Source organism: Aeromonas sp. 600527 (assembly GCF_049175415.1).
Lineage (GTDB): Bacteria > Pseudomonadota > Gammaproteobacteria > Enterobacterales > Aeromonadaceae > Aeromonas > Aeromonas veronii_A.
On record NZ_JAAKVA010000021.1, the window covers coordinates 46,921 to 66,442 of the forward strand.

17 protein-coding genes are annotated in these 19,522 nt (G+C 59.9%); 7 read left to right on the forward strand and 10 right to left on the reverse strand.

Annotation, left to right across the window (positions count from 1 at the left end; all coding sequences use genetic code 11):
• Nucleotides 1-48 precede the first annotated feature (48 nt).
• Entirely contained in the window at nucleotides 49-2,118 is a 2,070-nt protein-coding gene (gene glyS, locus G5154_RS19295; protein WP_320656949.1) for a glycine--tRNA ligase subunit beta, read from the reverse strand.
• A 9-nt stretch (nucleotides 2,119-2,127) separates the two neighbouring features.
• On the reverse strand, nucleotides 2,128-3,051 hold the full coding sequence (gene glyQ / locus G5154_RS19300) for a glycine--tRNA ligase subunit alpha (RefSeq protein WP_005339464.1): 924 nt from the start codon (nucleotides 3,049-3,051) through the stop codon (nucleotides 2,128-2,130).
• A gap of 222 nt (nucleotides 3,052-3,273) precedes the next feature.
• Between glyQ and G5154_RS19305 the strand changes: the two genes are divergently transcribed.
• Nucleotides 3,274-3,846 carry a DNA-3-methyladenine glycosylase I gene (locus G5154_RS19305; protein ID WP_421251525.1) on the forward strand — a complete coding sequence of 191 codons (573 nt, stop codon included), beginning with the start codon at nucleotides 3,274-3,276 and terminating at the stop codon, nucleotides 3,844-3,846.
• A 129-nt stretch (nucleotides 3,847-3,975) separates the two neighbouring features.
• A complete protein-coding gene (locus G5154_RS19310; RefSeq protein WP_042054666.1) occupies nucleotides 3,976-4,632 on the forward strand; it encodes an OmpA family lipoprotein in 657 nt (218 codons plus the stop codon).
• 144 nt (nucleotides 4,633-4,776) lie between these two features.
• Here G5154_RS19310 and G5154_RS19315 read toward each other — a convergent pair whose 3' ends face one another.
• A complete protein-coding gene (locus G5154_RS19315) occupies nucleotides 4,777-5,124 on the reverse strand; it encodes a RidA family protein (protein WP_019446300.1) in 348 nt (115 codons plus the stop codon).
• Nucleotides 5,125-5,145: 21 nt separating this feature from the next.
• The gene (tusA, locus tag G5154_RS19320) at nucleotides 5,146-5,391 is read right to left on the reverse strand and encodes a sulfurtransferase TusA (protein ID WP_005339470.1); all 246 of its coding nucleotides are present in this window, start codon (nucleotides 5,389-5,391) and stop codon (nucleotides 5,146-5,148) included.
• A 169-nt stretch (nucleotides 5,392-5,560) separates the two neighbouring features.
• Here tusA and G5154_RS19325 point away from each other — a divergent pair, with 169 nt between their 5' ends.
• Nucleotides 5,561-5,752, forward strand: a complete 192-nt coding sequence (locus G5154_RS19325; RefSeq protein WP_005339471.1) for a hypothetical protein — start codon at nucleotides 5,561-5,563, stop codon at nucleotides 5,750-5,752.
• 75 nt (nucleotides 5,753-5,827) lie between these two features.
• Here G5154_RS19325 and G5154_RS19330 read toward each other — a convergent pair whose 3' ends face one another.
• The 6 genes from G5154_RS19330 to G5154_RS19355 all read right to left on the reverse strand — a co-directional run bounded on the left by G5154_RS19330 (nucleotide 5,828) and on the right by G5154_RS19355 (nucleotide 14,988).
• The gene (locus tag G5154_RS19330) at nucleotides 5,828-7,066 is read right to left on the reverse strand and encodes an ABC transporter substrate-binding protein (protein ID WP_266135513.1); all 1,239 of its coding nucleotides are present in this window, start codon (nucleotides 7,064-7,066) and stop codon (nucleotides 5,828-5,830) included.
• Nucleotides 7,067-7,070: 4 nt separating this feature from the next.
• Nucleotides 7,071-8,516, reverse strand: a complete 1,446-nt coding sequence (locus G5154_RS19335) for an ATP-binding protein (protein WP_005339474.1) — start codon at nucleotides 8,514-8,516, stop codon at nucleotides 7,071-7,073.
• Entirely contained in the window at nucleotides 8,513-9,235 is a 723-nt protein-coding gene (locus G5154_RS19340) for a response regulator (RefSeq protein WP_005339475.1), read from the reverse strand. Before G5154_RS19340 ends, G5154_RS19335 begins: the two co-directional genes overlap by 4 nt.
• Nucleotides 9,236-9,513: 278 nt before the next feature.
• Nucleotides 9,514-10,677 carry an acetyl-CoA C-acyltransferase FadA gene (gene fadA / locus G5154_RS19345; protein ID WP_005307433.1) on the reverse strand — a complete coding sequence of 388 codons (1,164 nt, stop codon included), beginning with the start codon at nucleotides 10,675-10,677 and terminating at the stop codon, nucleotides 9,514-9,516.
• A 21-nt stretch (nucleotides 10,678-10,698) separates the two neighbouring features.
• Nucleotides 10,699-12,846, reverse strand: coding sequence for a fatty acid oxidation complex subunit alpha FadB (gene fadB, locus G5154_RS19350; protein WP_421260587.1), 2,148 nt, complete (start codon nucleotides 12,844-12,846; stop codon nucleotides 10,699-10,701).
• 204 nt (nucleotides 12,847-13,050) lie between these two features.
• Entirely contained in the window at nucleotides 13,051-14,988 is a 1,938-nt protein-coding gene (locus tag G5154_RS19355; RefSeq protein WP_421251527.1) for an acetoacetate--CoA ligase, read from the reverse strand.
• 191 nt (nucleotides 14,989-15,179) lie between these two features.
• Between G5154_RS19355 and pepQ the strand changes: the two genes are divergently transcribed.
• The 4 genes from pepQ to hemG are packed head-to-tail and all read left to right on the forward strand — an operon-like array spanning nucleotide 15,180 to nucleotide 19,145.
• Nucleotides 15,180-16,502, forward strand: coding sequence for a Xaa-Pro dipeptidase (gene pepQ / locus G5154_RS19360; protein ID WP_263085018.1), 1,323 nt, complete (start codon nucleotides 15,180-15,182; stop codon nucleotides 16,500-16,502).
• Complete coding sequence (locus G5154_RS19365) at nucleotides 16,502-17,119, forward strand: YigZ family protein (RefSeq protein WP_236348643.1); 618 nt, start codon at nucleotides 16,502-16,504, stop codon at nucleotides 17,117-17,119. Before pepQ ends, G5154_RS19365 begins: the two co-directional genes overlap by 1 nt.
• A 36-nt stretch (nucleotides 17,120-17,155) precedes the next feature.
• The gene (locus G5154_RS19370; RefSeq protein ID WP_421213358.1) at nucleotides 17,156-18,613 is read left to right on the forward strand and encodes a TrkH family potassium uptake protein; all 1,458 of its coding nucleotides are present in this window, start codon (nucleotides 17,156-17,158) and stop codon (nucleotides 18,611-18,613) included.
• Nucleotides 18,614-18,620: 7 nt separating this feature from the next.
• Nucleotides 18,621-19,145 (forward strand): menaquinone-dependent protoporphyrinogen IX dehydrogenase, encoded by a 525-nt coding sequence (gene hemG, locus G5154_RS19375; RefSeq protein WP_005339483.1) that lies wholly within the window; start codon nucleotides 18,621-18,623, stop codon nucleotides 19,143-19,145.
• Nucleotides 19,146-19,522: the final 377 nt, after the last annotated feature.

Below are 19,522 nucleotides of genomic sequence, written 5' to 3' on the forward strand. Positions count from 1 at the left end.
ACGGCGCCTTTACGGCGCCGTTTTTAATATCACTCAACCCAACCAACATCACTGCAGCAGGGAGATATCCGCGACTTGCAGGAACAGGTTACGCAGGTTGTTCAGCAGTGCCAGACGGTTGGCCTTGAGGGCTTCGTCGTCGGCCATCACCATCACTTCGTTGAAGAAGGTGTCGACCGGCTCGCGCAGGGCGGCCAGACGGGTGAGGGCTGCCTGATAGTCACCGGCAGCGAACAGCGGGGCCAGTTCGGCTTGCAGTTCGGCAACCTGGGTGGCCAGCGCCTTCTCGGCGGCATCGACCAGCAGTTCCGGTTTGACGGCAGTCGGCAACTCGCCTTCGACCTTGGCCAGAATGTTGCTCACGCGCTTGTTGGCGGCAGCCAGTGCCAGTGCGGCATCCAGCGTGCGGAAGTGGCTGACGGCCTTGACGCGACGATCGAAGTCGAGCGGACGGGTCGGGCGGCGTGCCAGTACGGCCAGCACCACGTCGGCACCGATGCCTTCGTCCTGATAGGCGGCGCGGAAGCGGCCCAGCATAAAGTCGACCACGTCGGTGACGACGGTTTTGTTGGTCAGCTTGTCGCCGTAGACGCGTACCGCTTCTTCAACCAGTTCAACCAGATCCAGATCCAGCTGCTTCTCGGTCATGATACGCAGGGCACCGATGGCGGCGCGACGCAGGGCGAACGGGTCTTTGTCACCCTTCGGCAGCATGCCGATGCCGAAGATACCGGCCAGGGTGTCGAACTTGTCGGCCAGCGCAACGGCGCAGGCAACCAGACCGGACGGCAGGGCATCACCGGCAAAGCGCGGCATGTACTGCTCGTTGAGGGCCACGGCCACCGCTTCGTCTTCGCCATCGTGACGGGCGTAGTGCATCCCCATGACACCCTGGGTGTCGGTGAACTCGCCGACCATGTTGGTCATCAGGTCACACTTGGAGAGCAGACCGGCACGCTTGGCCTGAGCAACATCAGCACCGATACGCTCGGCGATAAAGCCGGCGACGGTCTCGATACGCTCGACCTTGGCCTTGACGGTGCCCAGCTGTTGCTGGAACAGCACGGTTTCAAGGCGCGGCAGGCGGGAGGCCAGGGTCTGCTTGAGGTCGGTCTTGAAGAAGAACTCGGCGTCAGAGAGACGGGGGCGAACCACCTTCTCGTTGCCGCTGATGATCTGGCTCGGGTCTTTGGACTCGATGTTGGTGACGAAGATGAACTTCGGCAGCAGCTTGCCGTTCTTGTCGTAGACCGGGAAGTACTTCTGGTCACCCTTCATGGTGTGCACCAGCGCTTCAGCCGGCACGGCCAGGAACTTCTCTTCGAAGTTGGCGGTCAGCACCACCGGCCACTCGACCAGTGCGGTCACTTCTTCCAGCAGGGCGTCGTCCAGATCGGCTACGCCACCGAAGGCGGCAGCGGCCGCTTCGACGTCAGCCTTGATCTTGGCCTTGCGCGCCATAAAGTCGGCAATCACCATGCCGCGCTCCTGCAGGATCTGCGGGTACTGGCTGGCGTTGTCGATGGTGAACTCGCTCTCGCCCATAAAGCGGTGACCGCGGATGGTGCGGGCAGAGTCGATACCCAGAATGTGGGCAGGGACCAGATCCCCATCCAGCAGCAGGGTCACGGTGAAGACCGGACGCACGAACTGGATGGTCTTGTCGCCCCAGCGCATCATCTTCGGGATCGGCAGCTTGGCCAGTGCGGAGGCGACCAGTTCGCCCAGCAATTCTTTGGCCGGACGGCCTTCGACCTTGGCGGTGTGAACCAGCCACTCGCCCTTGTCGGTGACCAGACGCTCGGCCTGCTCAACGGTGATGCCATTGCCACGGGCCCAGCCTTCGGCAGCCTTGGTCGGCTTGCCTTCGGCATCGAACGCCTGCGCCACGGCAGGGCCGCGCTTCTCGACGCTCTTGCTCGGCTGTTCGCCAGCCAGCTCGCTTACCTTCAGCGCCAGACGGCGCGGTGAGGCAAACCACTCGACGTCGCCGAAGGCCAGATCGGCCTTGGTCAGTTCGGCTTTGAAGTTGTCGGCAAAGGCTTCGGCCAGGGAGCGCAGGGCTTTGGGCGGCAGCTCAGCAGTACCGATCTCTACCAGAAATGTATGTTGTGCCATGTCCGTTCCTTAACCTTGCTTGTTCTCACTGCGCTGACACATCGGGAAGCCCAGCGCTTCGCGGGAGGCGTAGTATGCCTCTGCCACGGCCTTGGTCAGGGTGCGAATGCGCAGGATGTAGCGCTGACGCTCGGTGACCGAGATGGCCTTGCGGGCATCCAGCAGGTTGAAGGAGTGAGCGGCTTTGAGGATGCGCTCGTAGGCAGGCAGCGGCAGCGGTTTTTCCAGTGCCAGCAGATTCTGGGCTTCCTTCTCGTACTGCTCGAAGCAGTGGAACAGGAACTCCACATCGGCGTGTTCGAAGTTGTAGGTGGATTGCTCCACTTCGTTCTGGTGGAACACGTCGCCGTAGGTGGTCTTGCCCAGCGGGCCGTCAGACCAGACCAGATCGTAGACGCTGTCCACGCCCTGAATGTACATGGCCAGACGCTCGAGACCGTAGGTGATCTCGCCGGTGACCGGCTTGCACTCGAGGCCGCCAACTTGCTGGAAGTAGGTGAACTGGGTCACTTCCATGCCGTTCAGCCACACTTCCCAACCCAGACCCCAGGCACCCAGAGTCGGGTTTTCCCAGTTGTCTTCCACGAAGCGGATGTCGTGGATTTCAGGATCCATGCCCAGCTCTTTCAGGGAGCCCAGATAGAGTTCCTGAATGTTGTCGGGGGAAGGCTTGATGATCACCTGGAACTGGTAGTAGTGCTGCAGGCGGTTCGGGTTTTCACCGTAGCGGCCGTCGGTCGGACGGCGGGACGGTTGCACGTAGGCGCAGGCGATGGGCTCCGGGCCCAGGGCACGCAGACAGGTCATGGGGTGGGAAGTACCGGCACCCACTTCCATATCCAGCGGCTGAATGATGGTACAGCCCTGGCGGGACCAATAGTCCTGCAGCTGCAGGATCAGGCCCTGAAAGGTTTTGACATCGAATTTTTGCATAATTTTTTTCGCGCGAAGTGAAAATCAGAGCAAGATTTGCTGAATGTGAACCGAGGGAGTATACCGTCTGGCATGGTCGGATAATAGGCGAAATTGCAGCGGATTCGCGGGATGGTGCTGCGCTGTGGCTGGTCGGGCGGGATGTCCGGTATATGATGTGAGCAGTGCCGCCTGCAGAGTGGGCAGGGTCGGGCAAACCGCTGAAATAACGAGGGAGAGGAAATGGAACTGCGCTGCGCCTGGGTGACCAAAGACCCGGAATATATTGAATACCATGACAAACAGTGGGGCAGGCCGGTCTATGACGCCCGCGAGCTGTTTGCCAAGCTCTGTCTCGACGGCCAGCAGGCGGGGCTGTCGTGGATCACCATCCTCAAGCGCACCGAGAGCTACTACCGCGCCTATGCCGACTTTGATCCGGTGCAGATTGCCCGGTTCGACGAGCAGGATGTAGAGCGGCTGATGCAGGACACCGGCATCATTCGCAACCGGCTCAAGGTGCAGTCGATCATCAGAAATGCCCGCGCTTATCTGGCGTTGCAGGGGCAGGGGATCGACTTCGCCGACTACCTGTGGGGCTTTGTTGGCGGTGCCCCCATCGTCAACCAGCGGCAGGGCAACGGCGATATTCCGGCGACCTCGCCGGAGTCGGATGCCATGTCGAAAGCGCTCAAGAAGCTTGGCTTCAACTTCGTCGGCAGCACCATCTGTTACGCCTTTATGCAGGCGGTGGGGATGGTGAACGATCATCTGGTCAGCTGTCCTTGCCACGCCGAGTGTCAGTTACCGCGCTGACAGCCCGCCGATTGCCCAAAAAAACACCACTCTCGCCATCTGTTCAGGCTTGCGTCAGACAATGGCGTGCCAGCGCGTTACAATCCGGCCCCCGGCATGGTGCCGGATTGTTTTCACAGAGGTTTTTTCATGCGAGCCAAGATCCTGGTGCCAGCTCTGGCACTGACCGTTGCCCTGAGCGGCTGTACCACCAACCCCTACACAGGTGAATCCCAGACCTCCAAAGGTGCCTGGGGCGCGCTGGCTGGCGCCGCTGCCGGTGCGGCCGTAGGTGCGCTCTCCTCCAGCAAGGGTGACCGCAAGAAGGGCATCCTTACCGGCGTTGCTGCCGGCGCGGCGCTGGGTGGCGGTATCGGCTACTACATGGACGTGCAGGAAGCCAAGCTGCGCGAGAAGCTGCAGGGCACCGGCGTCAGCGTGACCCGCAATGGCAATGAGCTGATCCTCAACATGCCGAACAACGTGACCTTCGACAGCTCCAGCTCCCAGCTGAAAGCGGCCGGTGCCAACACCCTCTCCGGTGTGGCCATGGTGGTTGCCGAGTTCGACAAGACCCGCCTGAACGTGGTCGGTCACACCGACAGCACAGGTTCCCGCGAGCTGAACATGAAGCTCTCCCGCGATCGTGCCGATGCCGTTGCCGCTCAGCTGATTGGTCAGGGCGTAGCAGGCAGCCGCATCTCCACCACCGGCGTGGGCCCGGATCAGCCGGTTGCTACCAACAGCACCGCCGCTGGCAAAGCCCAGAACCGTCGCGTGACCATTACCCTGACCCCGACCGCCTAAGTCGTTCAGGTTTCGGTAACGAAAAGGCCCCGCCAGTGATGGCGGGGCCTTTCTATTGGAGCCGTTGCTGGCAATGGCCCCTTGTTGTTTGCTCCCTTCTCCCCTTGTGGGAGAAGGGGCGGGGATGAGGGGGATAAGCGCCTCTTAGACTGCCGCAGTCAGCTGTACTTCGACCTTGTAGCCTTCGTGGGCCAGGCGGGCTTGTACACAGGCGCGCACGGGGGCGGTGCCAGCCGGGATCCAGGCATCCCACTGCTCGTTGAAGGCGGCGATGTCCTGAATGTCTTTCAGATAGATATTGGCCATCAGGATCTTGTCGACGCCGGAGCCGTTGGCTTCCAGCAGGCGTTGCAGGCTCTCAAGTACTTCGCGGGTCTGCTGGTGGATGTCGGCCTCTTCGCTGACGGGCACTTCCACCACGTAGAGGGTGCCATTGTGGATGACCACGTCTGACCAACGCTGGGTGGTGCCGATTCGGGTAATGGTTGTCATGGAGTGCTCCGGTACGGGGGCTTATTGACCCTTGCGGATCAGATAGCGGTAGGGGGCCTGCTCTGTCTCGCTGGCGACCAGGGTGTGATCCATAAAGCGGCAGAAACTGGGGATGTCGCGGGTGGTTGAAGGATCGTCGGCACTGACCAGCAGGGTCTCGCCATCCGCCATCAGCCGCACTTTCTTGCGAACCATCATAACGGGTTCCGGGCAACGAAGCCCGATTGCGTCCAACTCATGAGTTGCGCCGCAGAATAAATCACTCATCTATTATCAACCTTCAACCTATTCGGCTGCCAATGATACTCAGGGCTAAAAAATAATCAAACAAACGACCCGTTAACCAGCATATGTAACCGAAATGTTATTGAACCCTATCCAGCTTGCGCCGGACGAGTAATATAAAAATTGAACCATATTCAACAAGGAGGTGAATATGCAGGTCTCCTACGGCAGATTACAAGCCTATGCAGGCATGGGGTTCTTGTCCTTCGCCATGATAGTGATGGGCAGCCCGATCGGGAATACCGGTACCTGGTTCGGCTCCATGGTGATGGTCGGGTTGGGGCTCTGGATCGAGCTCAGCGATTACTATGACGAGGATGAGGACGAGAACGATCAATCCTGAATCGGATGACAATTCAACAACAAAGGCGGAGCAATTCCGCCTTTGTCATTTCTGCCGTTTGGCAATGTACCCGGATCAGCGGGTCGAGCGCATGGCCCGCTCCAGATGCAGCGCCGTCTGCTCCGGGTTGGCCTTGGGGTCGTTGAAGAAGTTGCTCAGCACATCGAGGATCGCCTGCCGCATATTGGTCGGCGTTGCCATCCCTTCCGCCATGCTGGGCAGCAGGTTGTCCTGCTTTTCCGCCAGCAGGAAATCCTGATAGGAACGGACGGCGCAGCGGTCGAACTTGCTCATGTCGGGGTTGGTCAGCGCCGGGATCGACCCCTTCACCCGATTGAACTCTTCCTGGAATTGCGGCGTCATCAGCAGCTGGGCCAGATCCCCCTGCGCCTGCAGCTGGGCCGGATCCCGCTGTTTGAACATGGCGATGGAGTCGAGGTTGTAGCTGAACAGTCCGGAGCTGCCCGGGCTCGGCAGGCAGGCGATATCCTCACCCGGCCGGTAGTTGCCCGCGCTCAGCTCCCCCTTCACCCAGTCCCCCATCACCTGCATGGCGGCGCCACCGCTCTCCAGCAGGTTGGTGGCCTGATGCCACTTCAGACCGGCGTATTTTTGCGGCACATAGGCGCGCAGCTGCTGGAAACGGGTCAACACCCGCACCATGTCGGGGCCGGTCAGGGTGGCGCTGTCCTGCTCGAGGAACGCCTTGCGATAGAATTCTTTACCGCCCTCACCGAGCGCCACTGTTTCAAACAATACCGCCAGCTGCCAGGGCTCGTTACCGATGGCGAGCGGGGTGATGCCCCGTTTTTTAAGCTGGTCGGCGACGGTGACAAACTGGGCCCAGTCGGTGGGTGGAGTCAGCTTGTTGCGCTCGAAGATCTTGCGGTTGAGCCACAGCCAGTTGACCCGGTGGATGCCGGTGGGCACCGCCATCAGGGCGCCATTCTGGCTGAGGGTGGCACGCACCATGGGCGGCATCTGGCTGTACCAGCCGAGGTGTTCGGCCATCGGGCTGAGATCGCGCAAAAAGCCGAGCCCGGCCCACTCCTTGAGCTCATAGCCCTTGAGGTGGGCCGCTTCGGGCGGGTTGGCGGCCAGTGCCCGGCTTTTCAATACCGTCATGGCACTCTTGCCGCCGCCGCCCTGCACTGCAAAGTCGTTCCACTGGTTGCCCTGTTTGGTCCACTCGGATTTGAGCACTTCGACCGCTTTCGCTTCGCCGCCGGACGTCCACCAGTGCAGCACTTCCACCTGGGAGGCGGCAACGGGAGCAGAGAGCAGGGCGATGACAGAAAAAGACAACCACTTCATAAGGTTACTGCCTTGGTAGGGAGAGCGTGGCCTGCAGGCCACCTTGCGGACGGTTTTCCAGCACCAGATCGCCGCCGTGGGCGTGGGCTATGTTGCGGGCGATGCCAAGACCGAGGCCGGTGCCGGCCTGATCGGTACTGAGCCGGTAATAGGGTTCGAAGATGCGCTCAAACTGATCGTCTGGCAGGCCGGGGCCCTCATCCATGATGAAGAGGATCAGCATCTCCTCGTCATCCATGATGATGATGCGCACCCGCTGGCCGTACTTGATGCCGTTGTCTACCAGATTGCCGATGCAGCGCTTGAGCGCCAGCAGCTTGCCGCGGTAGGGCCACTTGCAGTGGCCTTCGATGGTCAGCCGCTCGTCGTGCAGGTTCATCGACTCCGCCATCTGCTCAAGCAGGGCGTTGATGTCGATCTCCTCGATATTCTCGTGAATGTCGGTCTCTTTGACCGTCTGCAGCGCCCCTTTCACCATCAGCTCCAGTTCGTCGAGATCCTTGTTGAACTTGGCGATTTGCACCTCGTCGTCGAGCAGCTCGACCCGCAGCCGCAGCCGGGTGATGGGGGTCTTGAGGTCGTGGGAAATCGAGCTGAACAGCCGCTCCCTATCATCGATATAGCGCCGGATGCGGTGCTGCATGATGTTGAAGGCGCGGGTGGCCGCCACGATTTCCGATGCTCCTTCCTCTTTGAGCGAAGGCTGATCGATATCCTTGCCCAGATTCACCGCCGCCTTGGCGAGACGGCGCAGCGGGCGGGTCTGCCAGCGCACCAGCATAAAGGTGAAGAAGCAGAGGAACACCGTCATCAGGGCGATGAAACGCACCTGGTTGCTTGGCATGACGGTGTCATCCAGCGTCATGTAGGGGGCGGGCAGCAGGGCCGCCAGATAGAGCCACTCCCCCTTTTCAATCTCGATCTGGGTCACCAGCACCGGTGGATTGAGCGGCTCCAGCGACAAGGTGTAACGGGCCCAGGAGGAGGGGAGATCCGCCAGCAGGGTGTCGTTATTGAAGACATGGAGGTCATCGGGTCGGGAGAAGTCCACCTTGATCGCCATGGCGTCGGAGAGCTTGCGGGTCAGCACTCCCTGCACCTCCTCCAGCACCTGCGTCTTGCGTTCGCTGTCGGGGATGGCGTTGATGTGGATCTCTTCCTCGTTGAGCGAGACGAAGAAGCGGCTGCCCCCCATGTTGCGCAGCTGGTCCAGCGCGATATGGCGATACTGCAGCGGCAGGGATTTGAAGAAGTTGACGGTGGAAGCGGCAGACATGGCGAGGTTGCGGGTGGTGCTGAGCATCCCCTCCAGTTCCCGCTTCTGGATCTGCTGCATCCAGATGCCGGTCAGAATGGTCTGGGAGAGCAGGATGGCCAGCAACAGCAGCAGGATCATCCGTGACAACAGGGAGCGGGGTACCAGCGCCCCCCAGGACCACTTGTTGCTCATGGCAGCTCGTGCACCTCGGCAATCAGCATGTAGCCACTGCCGCGAATGGTCTTGATGATGCGCGGGCTCTTGCCGTTGTCGCCCAGCTTCTGGCGCAGACGGCTGATCTGCACGTCGATACCGCGCTCCATCGGCAGACTTTCGCGACCGCGGGTGGCATCCGAGATGGTGTCGCGATCCAGCACCACGCCGGGCTGTTGCAGGAACATGCCGAGCAGCATGGCATCGCTGCCGGAGAGATCCAGCAGGCTGCCATCGTCATGGGTCAGCTGGTGGCTCAGGGTGTCGAGGGTCCACTCGGCAAAACGCAGGCGGCGGCTTGGCTCTTTCTCTTTTTCCGGCTGGCGGAATTCGGCGCGGCGTAGCAGTGCCTTGATGCGGGCCTGCAGTTCACGGGGGCTGAACGGCTTGGCGATATAGTCGTCAGCACCCAGTTCCAGACCGATCACCCGATCCGCTTCGTCGGAGGCGGCGGTCAGCATGATGATGGGCACCTGGGAGTCACGACGGATCTGCTGGCAGAGGGTAAAACCGTCCTCGCCGGGCATCATGATGTCCAGAATAATCAGGTCCGGGCTGTGCTGGGCGAGTTGCTGACGCATCTCGTTGCCCTCCGCCGCCGTCAATACCTGAAAGCCCGCCCGGGTCAGGTACTCATTGAGCAGCTCGCGGATCTCTTGGTCGTCATCGACGATCAGCAGTTGTTTGCTCATTGACATATGTATGTGCATCCACCCATTTTTTTGTGCAGATTGAACCTGTCGGGGGAGTAAAAAGCAAGCAAGCCCCCTATCTAATGTGAGGTTTAAGGCAATAACAGCCTATTGATAAGATTAAAACGAAAAAAGGCCGACCCAAACGGGACGGCCAACAGACAGCTTCTGACCACTGACGAGCACCCCGTGTGGCGCTCGTCACAGACTTGAAAAGGGGCCAGTCAGACTGGCCCCGAAAAGGGACAACTCTCAGTAGTGCATCCCGTCGATCCGGTTGGTTATCACACCCGTTCAAACACGGTGGCGATACCCTGACCCAGACCGATACACATGGTGGCAACCCCCAGGGTGGCATCCTTCTCCTCCATCAGATTGATGAGGGTGGTGGAGATGCGGGCACCGGAGCAGCCGAGCGGGTGACCCAGCGCAATGGCGCCGCCGTTGAGGTTTACCTTCTCGTCCACCAGATCCTGCAGACCCAAATCCTTCACGCAGGGCAGGGACTGGGCGGCAAACGCCTCGTTCAGTTCGAACAGGTCGATATCACCGACGGTCAGACCGGCACGTTTGAGCGCCTTCTGGGTGGCTGGCACCGGGCCGTAACCCATGATGGCGGCGTCACAGCCGGCGATGGCCATGGCACGTACCTTGGCGCGCGGGGTGAGGCCGAGCGCCTTGGCGCGGTCCGCACTCATCACCAGCATGGCAGCGGCGCCATCGGACAGGGCCGAGGAGGTGCCGGCGGTGACGGTGCCGTTGACCGGGTCGAACACCGGGCGCAGCTGGCTCAGGGTGTCGACCGTGGTCTCGGGGCGAATCACCTCGTCATAGTCGTAGAAGAAGCGGGCGCCGCTGGCGTCATGGCCTTCCAGCCCGACGATCTCCTTGGCGAAACGGCCTTCCACGGTGGCGGCGTGAGCGCGGCGGTGGGAGCGGGCGGCAAACTCGTCCTGCTGTTGACGGCTGATGCCGTGCAGCTTGCCGAGCATCTCGGCGGTCAGCCCCATCATGCCGGAGGCTTTCGCCACCGATTTGGCCATGCCGGGGTGGAAGTCCACCCCGTGGCTCATGGGCACGTGGCCCATGTGCTCGACGCCGCCGATGATGAAGATGTCGCCGTCACCCACCTGGATGGCGCGGGAGGCATCGTGCAGCGCCTGCATGGAGGATCCGCACAGGCGGTTGACGGTGACCGCCCCCACCTGTTTCGGGATGCCGGCCAGCAGAGCGGCGTTGCGGGCGATGTTGAAGCCCTGCTCCAGGGTCTGCTGCACGCAGCCCCAGTAGATGTCCTCGATCTCGTTCGGGTCGAGGTTGGGGTTGCGCAGCAGGATGGATTTCATCAGGTGCGCGGACAAGTCTTCTGCACGTACGTTGCGGAAGGCGCCGCCCTTGGACCGGCCCATCGGGGTCCGGATACAGTCGACAATGACTACGTCTTTCATGAATGGATCTCCTTTCCGCAATCAGTAGAAGGTTTTGCCCTGGGCGGCCATCTCACGCAGCTTGTCGCTGACGCGATAGAGCGGGCCAAGGTCGGCATACTGGTCGGCCATGGCCACATAGCGATCCAGACCGATAGTGTCCAGATAGCGGAACACGCCGCCGCGGAAGGGAGGGAAGCCCAGACCGTAGACCAGCGCGATGTCGGCTTCGGCTGGGGTGGCGACTATGCCCTCTTCCAGACAGAGCACCACCTCGTTGATCATCGGGATCATCATGCGGGCGATGATGGCGTCCTTGTCGAAATCCTGTTTCGGCTTGGCAATCGGGGCCAGCAGCTCGTAGCTGGCGACATCGGCCACCTTCTTCGGTTTGCCCTTCTTGTCAGCCTCGTAGGCGTAGAAGCCCTTGCCGTTCTTCTGACCGAAGCGGCTCGCCTCGTACATTACGTCGATGGCGGTGCGGCCTTCCTTGCTCATGCGCGCCGGGAAGCCTTGCGCCATCACATCACCGGCATGGTGGCCGGTGTCGATGCCGACTACGTCCAGCAGGTAGGCGGGGCCCATGGGCCAGCCGAACTCCTTCTCCATCACCTTGTCGACGGCGGCGAAGTCGGCGCCATCGGCGACCAGCTTGTTGAAGCCGAAGAAGTAGGGGAACAGCACGCGGTTGACGAAGAAGCCCGGGCAGTCGTTGACCACCACAGGGGACTTGCCCATGGCGGCGGCGTAGGCCACCACGCGGTTGATGGTGTCGTCCGAGGTTTGTTCGCCGCGGATGATCTCCACCAGCGGCATGCGGTGCACCGGGTTGAAGAAGTGCATGCCGCAGAAGTTCTCGGGGCGCTTCAGGCTCTTGGCCAGCAGGGAGATGGGGATGGTGGAGGTGTTGCTGGCGAGCACGGCGTCTTCGCCAATGATCCCTTCCACTTCGCCCAGTACGGCGGCTTTCACCTTGGGATTCTCGACCACGGCTTCGACTACGACGTCCACGCCTTTGACGTTGTCATAGCTGAGGGTCGGGGTAATGGCGGAGAGCACCTGGCCCATCTTGATGCCGTCGATGCGGCCCTTCTCGAGCTGGCCATTGAGCAGCTTGGTGGCCTCATTCATGCCAAGTGCCAGCGCCTTCTCGTTGATATCCTTCATCACCGCCGGAATGCCCTTGCTGGCAGACTGGTAGGCGATGCCGCCACCCATGATGCCGGCACCCAGTACGGCGGCGTGGCCAGTGGCCTTAGCAGCCTGCTTGGCCGCCTTCTTGGCCAGCGCCTTGATGTGTTGATCGTTCAGGAAGATGCCGACCAGCGCCTTGGCTACATCGGTCTTGGCCAGCTTGATAAAGCCCTGTGCCTCAACGACCAGCGCTTCGTCACGGCTCATACCTGCGGCGGCCTCGACGGTTTTCACCGCCGTCATCGGTGCCGGATAGTGTTTGCCCGCCACGGCGGCAACCATGCCGGCGGCGGTGGTGAAGCTCATCATGGCTTCCAGTTTGGAGAGGCGCAGCGGCGCTTTTTTGGCGGCGCGACGGCTCTGCCAGTCCAGCTTGCCCGCAATGGCGTCCTGGATCATCTGCAGCGCAGCGCTCTGCAGCGCGTCAGGGGCGACTACGGCGTCGATAGCGCCCACCTTGAGGGCGTCATCGGCACGGTAATCCTTACCGGTGGTGATCCACTCGAGCGCGTTGTCGGCGCCGATCACTCGCGGCAGACGGACTGTGCCGCCAAAGCCCGGCATGATGCCGAGTTTGGTCTCGGGCAGGCCGATTTTGGCGGTGGTGTCGGCCAGACGGAAGTCGGTGGAGAGAATGGTCTCGCAGCCGCCGCCCAGAGCGTGACCCTTGATGGCGGAGAGGGTAGGCACCGGCAGATCTTCGATGGCATTGAAGATGTCGTTGGCCTTTTTCAGCCAGCCGAGCAGATCTTCTTGCGGCAGATCGAACAGTTCCAGGAATTCGGTAATGTCGGCACCGACGATAAAGGCGTCTTTGCCGGAGGTGAGGATCAGACCTTTTAGTTCACGTTCTTGTTGTAATGCGGCGATCGCTTCGCTCAGGGAGAGCAGGGTAGCGCGATCCAGCTTGTTGACTGAACCCGGGGCATCAAACCTCAGCTCGGCGATGCCGTTTTCGAGGTAGCTGACCGACAGGGTTTCGCCTTGGTAGATCATGAGAGTGTCTCCTTGTTCCCACTCAGTGGGGAGTGGTGCTCCTTTATCCCCAGCAGGGGGCGAGGCTCACTATTGATCCAAAAGGAGACATTTTCAACACCTATTTAAAACATTTGTTTAACAGTTATCGAGTAAAAGCTCCTCATCACAAAATGAGCAAAAGAGAGGCGCCTTGCGGCGCCCCGGATAGATGTGAGTTTGTTATCAACTGGCCAGTTCCGGCCGGTTGCGATACTGGTTCAGCACCTCGGGATCGGCGAGGGCATGGGTGTTGTTAACCGGCCGGTTGTGTACCACTTCACGCACCGCCAGTTCGACGATCTTGCCGGACTTGGTGCGGGGGATGGCATCCACCTGCAGGATGCGGGCGGGCACGTGGCGGGCGGTGCAATGTTGCTTTATTTGCTGGCGGATCCGCTCGCGCAGCGGCTCATCCAGCTTGCAGCCAGCCTTGAGCTTGACGAACAGCACCACCCGCTCGTCCTGCTGCCACTGCTGGCCGATGACTATGCTCTCTTCTACTTCCTCCAACTGCTCGACATAGCGGTAGATCTCGCTGGTGCCGATACGCACGCCGCCCGGGTTGAGGGTGGCGTCGGAGCGGCCGTAGAACAGAATGCCACCGGTCGGGGTTAGCTCAATCCAGTCGCCGTGGCACCAGATGTTGTCGAACCGTTCGAAGTAGGCGGCGTGGTACTTGTCGCCATTTTCGTCACCCCAGAAGTAAATGGGCTGGGCCGGGAACGGCTTGGTACAGACCAGTTCGCCCTTCTCCCCCTGCACCGGCTGGCCCGCTTCGTTGAATACCTGCACCGCGAGACCGAGGCCGCGCCCCTGACTCTCGCCGCGATAGACAGGGCTGAGCGGGTTGCCGATGACGAAGCAGGAGCAGATATCGGTGCCGCCTGAGATGGAGCTGAGCTGCACATTCTGCTTTATCTGCTGATAGACGTAGTCGAATCCCTCCGGCGACAGCACAGAGCCGGTGCTGCAGATCAGCCGCAAGTACGGCAAGTCGTGGCTCTTGATGGGGGCATAACCCTGCTTGTGCAGCGCATCAAGATATTTGGCCGAGGTACCGAACAAGCTGACCTGCTCGTCGCGGGCCAGATCCCACAGCACGTTGCCATCCGGGTAAAATGGCGAGCCGTCATAGAGCACCAGGGTGGCGCCGGAGGCGAGGGCGCTCACCAGCCAGTTCCACATCATCCAGCCGCAGGTGGTGAAGTAGAAGATCCGCTCCCCCGGTTTGATGTCGCAGTGCAGCTGGTGCTCTTTCAGGTGTTGCAGCAGGGTGCCGCCAATCCCGTGCACGATGCACTTGGGTTTGCCGGTGGTGCCGGAAGAGTAGAGGATGTAGAGCGCGTCATTGAAAGCCATCGGCTCGAACTGGAGGCTGGCGTCCGGCTGGCTCGCCAGCAGTTGCTGCCAGTCGTGGCCAAGCTGCAGCGGGTTGCCGAGCAGGGGGATCATCACCGTTTGCTCTATGCTGCCGATCTGGCTCACCACGCTGGCGACCTTCTGTTGAATGTCGATAGCTTTGCCGTTGTAGCGATAGCCATCCACCGCAAACAGCACTCGTGGTCGGGTCTGGCCGAAGCGCTCCACCACGCTGGCTTCACCGAAGTCGGGGCTGGTGGAGGTCCAGATCGCCCCAATGCTGGTGGTTGCCAGCATGGCAACCACGGTTTCCGGAATATTGGGCAGGTAGGCGGCGACCACATCGCCACGACCAATCCCCTGATTGCGCAGCCACTGAGCCAGCCGGGCAACCTGATCACTCAGTTCACCCCAGCTCAGAGTACGGCTTGGACCCCCTTCGATGCGGGATATGATGGCCGGGCTCTCGTCTTGACGGCGCAGCAGGTTTTCGGCGAAGTTGAGGCAGCTATCGGGGAACCAGCGAGTGCGCTGCATATCCTGACGGTTCTCCGCCACTATGTTGCCGAGCTCGCCCTTGACGCCACAGTGCTGCCATACCAGTGGCCAGAAACGGGTAGTCTTCTCCACCGACCATTGGTAAAGCTGCGGGTAATTCTGCAACTGCAAGCCGTGGAAACGGTTCACCTCCGCCATAAAACGGTAGAGGTTGGATTGCTGCATCCCGAGCGGATCTGGTTGCCACAGGCAGAGGTTGTCCATGAGTAATCCCTGACTTCATGTATCTACCGGCAGTGTATTGAATTGTTTTTGATTTGTTAATGATTGGTTTTCTGTTGATAACAAACACGTTTGTAACGTATGCGTTACCTCACGAAGCGGCAGCTTGACGGGTCGAGCCGCCAAGCTCTTGATGTTATGCTGCAATTACATTCACCTCGGAGCAGGACGCCATGAGCAGCTACAGCCAACTTTTTGCCCAGCACCTCGATACCTTGCAGCAGCGCAGCCGCGACATTCTGCAACAACAGGGGCTCAGCGGACTGGCCATCCACTCCGGCCAGACTCACCGTATCTTCCTCGATGATCAGGATTACCCGTTCAAGGTAAACCCGCACTTCAAGGCCTGGTTGCCGGTACTGGACAATCCCCATTGCTGGCTGCTGGTGGACGGGGTGAACAAACCGGTATTGCTGTTCTACCGCCCGGTGGATTTTTGGCACAAGGTGGCGGATCTGCCCAATGCCTTCTGGGTCGAGTTCTTCGATATCCGTTTCCTGACCCGGCCGGAACAGGTGGCTGATCACCTGCCAGCCAACAAACAGGAGTGGGCCTATCTGGGGGGCCATCTGGAAGTAGCCGAACTGCTTGGTCTGACCCAGCCCAATCCCGAGGCGGTGCTCAATTACCTGCACTATCACCGCGCCTACAAGACCCCCTACGAGCTGGAGTGCCTGCGTGAGGCGAACCGGATCGGGGTACGCGGCCATATCGCCGCCAAGGACTCCTTTATGGCGGGGGCGAGCGAGTTCGAGATCAATCTGGCCTACATGAAAGCGGTCGGGCAGGGAGCCAATGAGGCGCCCTACGGCAATATCGTCGCCATCAACCGCAATGCGGCCATCCTTCACTACACTCATTTGTCTGCCGTGCGGGTGCCGGATGCGGAGCGCCACTCCTTCCTGATCGATGCCGGCGTCGATTTCCACGGTTATGCCTCCGATATCACCCGTACCTGGGCGTGGCGGCGAGGCGAGTTTGCCGATCTGATTGCAGCCCTCGACGAGCAGCAGCAGGAGATCATCAAGGAGATCAAACCGGGTCGCCGCTACAGCGAGCTGCATCTGCAGATGCACCACAAGCTGGCGCGCCTGCTGCAAGCGACCGAGCTGGTGGACATGTCGGTTGACGAGATGATCAACACCGGGGTGACCAACGTCTTCTTCCCTCACGGCCTCGGCCACTTCCTCGGTCTGCAGGTACACGATGCGGGTGGTTTCATGCAGGATGAGCGCGGCACCCATCTGGCGGCGCCCGAGCTGTTCCCCTATCTGCGCTGCACCCGGGTGATGGAGGTGGATCAGGTGTTCACCATCGAGCCGGGACTCTACTTCATCGACAGCCTGTTGGAGCCGCTGCGTCAGGGCGAACAGGGCAAACGGGTCAACTGGAACAAGGTCGAGGCACTGCGGCCGTTTGGCGGCATCCGCATCGAAGATAACATTGTGCTGCACGCCAACGGGGTGGAGAACATGACGAGACAAGCAGGGCTCTGATGGCGGCTGCTTACTCCATTCCGGCTGCCTCGCTGGAACTGACCGAAGAGATAAAGAAGAGCCGCTTCATTACCCTGATCGCCCACACCCCGACCGTCGAGGTGGCCAAGGGGTGGGTCAACGAGATCAAGCGCCAACATCCGACCGCTCGCCACCACTGCTGGGCTTTTGTAGCGGGCGCACCGCAAGATAGCCAGGTCTATGGCTTCAGCGATGATGGCGAACCGTCCGGTACGGCGGGCAAGCCGATCCTGGCCCAGTTGATGGGCTCGGGGCTCGGTGAAATCTGCGCCGTGGTGGTGCGTTACTACGGCGGCATCCAGCTTGGCACGGGTGGACTGGTCAAAGCTTATGGGGGCGGCGTGGGGGCAGCTCTCAAGCAGCTGCCAACCCTGCTCAAGGTGCCGCGTACTCCTTCCTCCATTCATTGCGACTATGGCGACATGGGCGTGGTCGAGTCACTGATAAGCAGTCACAACGGCGAGCTGCTGGCAGCCGATTACGGCCAGCAGGTCACCCTGCAGGTGGCGTGGGAGTCTGAAGTATGGGAGAGGGTTGACCGCGAATTGACCGATCGGACTCATGGGCGGGTATCCCTCCGTCCCTTAGATGGCTAGAATCCATCGCTCTTTACTTGGGGAAAGGGAGCTGTAATGCACATCCTGAGCATTATTCGCATTGTTGGCTTGCTGGTTGCGCTGTTCAGCTCGACCATGCTGTTGCCTGCGTTGGTGGCTTTTGGCTATCGGGATGGTGGTGGTGCCGAGTTCGTCAGCTCTTTTCTGATCGCCTTGCTACTCGGCGTGGTGCTCTGGTTTCCCAACCGCTATCACAAGAAGGAGCTCAGATCGAAAGAGGGTTTCCTCATTGTGGTGTTGTTCTGGGTGGTGCTGGGCAGTGTCGGTGCGGTTCCTTTCATCATCAGCGATGTACCTGGCATGTCAGTTTCGGAAGCCTTCTTCGAGTCGTTTTCCGGTCTGACCACCACGGGGGCTACGGTGTTGACCGGGTTGGATGATCTGCCCAAGGCATTCCTGTTCTACCGCCAGTTGTTGCAGTGGCTGGGAGGGATGGGGATCATCGTGCTGGCGGTAGCCGTATTACCGTTGCTTGGGATCGGGGGGATGCAGCTCTATCGCGCCGAGATCCCCGGGCCTGTCAAGGATACCAAGGTGACGCCGCGCATCGCCGAAACCGCCAAGGCACTCTGGTTCATCTATCTGTTGCTGACCTCGCTCTGCACCCTGGCTTACTGGATGGCGGGCATGACCTTGTTCGATGCCATCTGCCACTCCTTTTCCACCCTCTCCATCGGTGGTTTTTCTACCCACGATGCCAGCATAGGTTTCTTCAACAGCCCGGTTATCAACCTGATTACCGTGTTGTTCCTGTTGATCGGCAGTATCAACTTCGGCCTTCACTTCATGGTCTTCGCCCACAGGCCGGTACGGTTGTTCAGTTATCTGAGAGATCCTGAGGTGAAGGTGTTTCTCGGCATTCAGTTGTTCCTATTTCTGTTCTGTGCTGCAGTATTACTGCAACACAATCATTACGAACACTGGCAAGAGACCCTCAATCACGCTCTGTTCCAGTCAGTTTCGCTGGGTACGACAACTGGTTATAGCACCGCCAGCTATGCAGACTGGCCCTCTTTCCTGCCCATCATGCTGATGTTCTCCTCCTTTATCGGCTGCTGTGCCGGCAGTACCGGCGGTGGTATCAAGGTGATGCGCTTCATGATTCTCTTTATGCAGGGGATGCGGGAACTGAAACGGTTGGTACATCCAAGGGCCGTCTACACCCTGAAGCTGGGACGCAAGGCGGTGCCGGAACGGGTGGTTGAAGCGGTCTGGGGATTCTTCGCAACCTACATCATCCTCTTTGTGCTCTTTATGCTGGCGTTGATCGCGACGGGTATGAATGAGGTAACCGCCTTCTCGGCAGTGGCGGCAACTTTGACCAACGTTGGGCCTGGACTGGGAGATGTGGCTGCCAATTTCTCCGGTACCAGCGCACCGGCAAAGTGGATTCTGGTGTTGGCCATGCTGTTTGGCCGATTGGAAATCTTCACGCTTCTGGTACTGTTTACTCCTGCATTCTGGCGTAGTTGAGGTAGTTATGGACAAGATTCTGGTGCTTTATTCCTCTCGGGATGGCCAAACCCGCAAAATAGTCGATGTCATGCTGGAGCAGATGCCGGGATGCGAAGTGGTGATGCACGACCTGCACACCTTGCCGATGTGCAACCTCAGCAAGTATGCCAAGGTCTTGATCGGCGCCTCCATTCGTTATGGCAACTTCCATCCCAGCCTGTTCAGCTTTATTCATGCCCATCAGGAGCAGCTGGAGGTGGCCAATGCGGCCTTCTTCTGTGTCAACCTGACGGCCCGCAAGCCAGAGAAGCAGACGCCGCAAACCAATGCCTATATGAAGAAGTTCCTGCGCCTCTCGCCCTGGAAGCCGAAAACTCTGGGTGTGTTTGCTGGAGCGTTGCAGTACTCCCGCTACAACTGGTGGCAGACTCGCATCATCCAGCTGATCATGAAGATTACCGGTGGCAGTACCGACACCAGCAAGGACATTGAGTTTACCGATTGGGAAAAGGTGCGCAGCTTTGCACGCGAATTCTGGTCAAAAAGGTAGCAGTGTGATGTGAATTCAGGGCTTTTTGCCCGAAACAGCCCCGCCGACGCGGGGCTTTTGTTTAATAAAGCAACGGTTGAACCGGAAAACTGTAAAAAGTGCCATTTTTTGCATTTTCCCTCTTGTCATCCCGGCGCGGCTCCCTATAATGCGCCCCTACCAGCACGGCGGAACACGCCGAACTGCCGAACTGATGAGCCAGCTTCCTAGCGAAGTGGGCGCCGAAAGAAAAGCGAAAACAATCGCTTGACTTTCGAAGCGAGAAGCGTAATATGCGCCTCCTCAACGCGACAAGCGTCACGCTCTTTAACAATTTGAATCAAGCAATCTGTGTGGGCACTCACAGCATCGAACATCAAAAACAATTTTTGATTTTC

What these genes read in the sequence shown, in the direction of transcription:
- glyS (WP_320656949.1), bottom strand. Translation starts at nt 2,118, where the DNA reads ATGGCACAACATACATTTCTGGTAGAGATCGGTACTGCTGAGCTGCCG.
- glyQ (WP_005339464.1), bottom strand. Translation starts at nt 3,051, where the DNA reads ATGCAAAAATTCGATGTCAAAACCTTTCAGGGCCTGATCCTGCAGCTG.
- G5154_RS19305 (WP_421251525.1), top strand. Translation starts at nt 3,274, where the DNA reads ATGGAACTGCGCTGCGCCTGGGTGACCAAAGACCCGGAATATATTGAA.
- G5154_RS19310 (WP_042054666.1), top strand. Translation starts at nt 3,976, where the DNA reads ATGCGAGCCAAGATCCTGGTGCCAGCTCTGGCACTGACCGTTGCCCTG.
- G5154_RS19315 (WP_019446300.1), bottom strand. Translation starts at nt 5,124, where the DNA reads ATGACAACCATTACCCGAATCGGCACCACCCAGCGTTGGTCAGACGTG.
- tusA (WP_005339470.1), bottom strand. Translation starts at nt 5,391, where the DNA reads ATGAGTGATTTATTCTGCGGCGCAACTCATGAGTTGGACGCAATCGGG.
- G5154_RS19325 (WP_005339471.1), top strand. Translation starts at nt 5,561, where the DNA reads ATGCAGGTCTCCTACGGCAGATTACAAGCCTATGCAGGCATGGGGTTC.
- G5154_RS19330 (WP_266135513.1), bottom strand. Translation starts at nt 7,066, where the DNA reads ATGAAGTGGTTGTCTTTTTCTGTCATCGCCCTGCTCTCTGCTCCCGTT.
- G5154_RS19335 (WP_005339474.1), bottom strand. Translation starts at nt 8,516, where the DNA reads ATGAGCAACAAGTGGTCCTGGGGGGCGCTGGTACCCCGCTCCCTGTTG.
- G5154_RS19340 (WP_005339475.1), bottom strand. Translation starts at nt 9,235, where the DNA reads ATGTCAATGAGCAAACAACTGCTGATCGTCGATGACGACCAAGAGATC.
- fadA (WP_005307433.1), bottom strand. Translation starts at nt 10,677, where the DNA reads ATGAAAGACGTAGTCATTGTCGACTGTATCCGGACCCCGATGGGCCGG.
- fadB (WP_421260587.1), bottom strand. Translation starts at nt 12,846, where the DNA reads ATGATCTACCAAGGCGAAACCCTGTCGGTCAGCTACCTCGAAAACGGC.
- G5154_RS19355 (WP_421251527.1), bottom strand. Translation starts at nt 14,988, where the DNA reads ATGGACAACCTCTGCCTGTGGCAACCAGATCCGCTCGGGATGCAGCAA.
- pepQ (WP_263085018.1), top strand. Translation starts at nt 15,180, where the DNA reads ATGAGCAGCTACAGCCAACTTTTTGCCCAGCACCTCGATACCTTGCAG.
- G5154_RS19365 (WP_236348643.1), top strand. Translation starts at nt 16,502, where the DNA reads ATGGCGGCTGCTTACTCCATTCCGGCTGCCTCGCTGGAACTGACCGAA.
- G5154_RS19370 (WP_421213358.1), top strand. Translation starts at nt 17,156, where the DNA reads ATGCACATCCTGAGCATTATTCGCATTGTTGGCTTGCTGGTTGCGCTG.
- hemG (WP_005339483.1), top strand. Translation starts at nt 18,621, where the DNA reads ATGGACAAGATTCTGGTGCTTTATTCCTCTCGGGATGGCCAAACCCGC.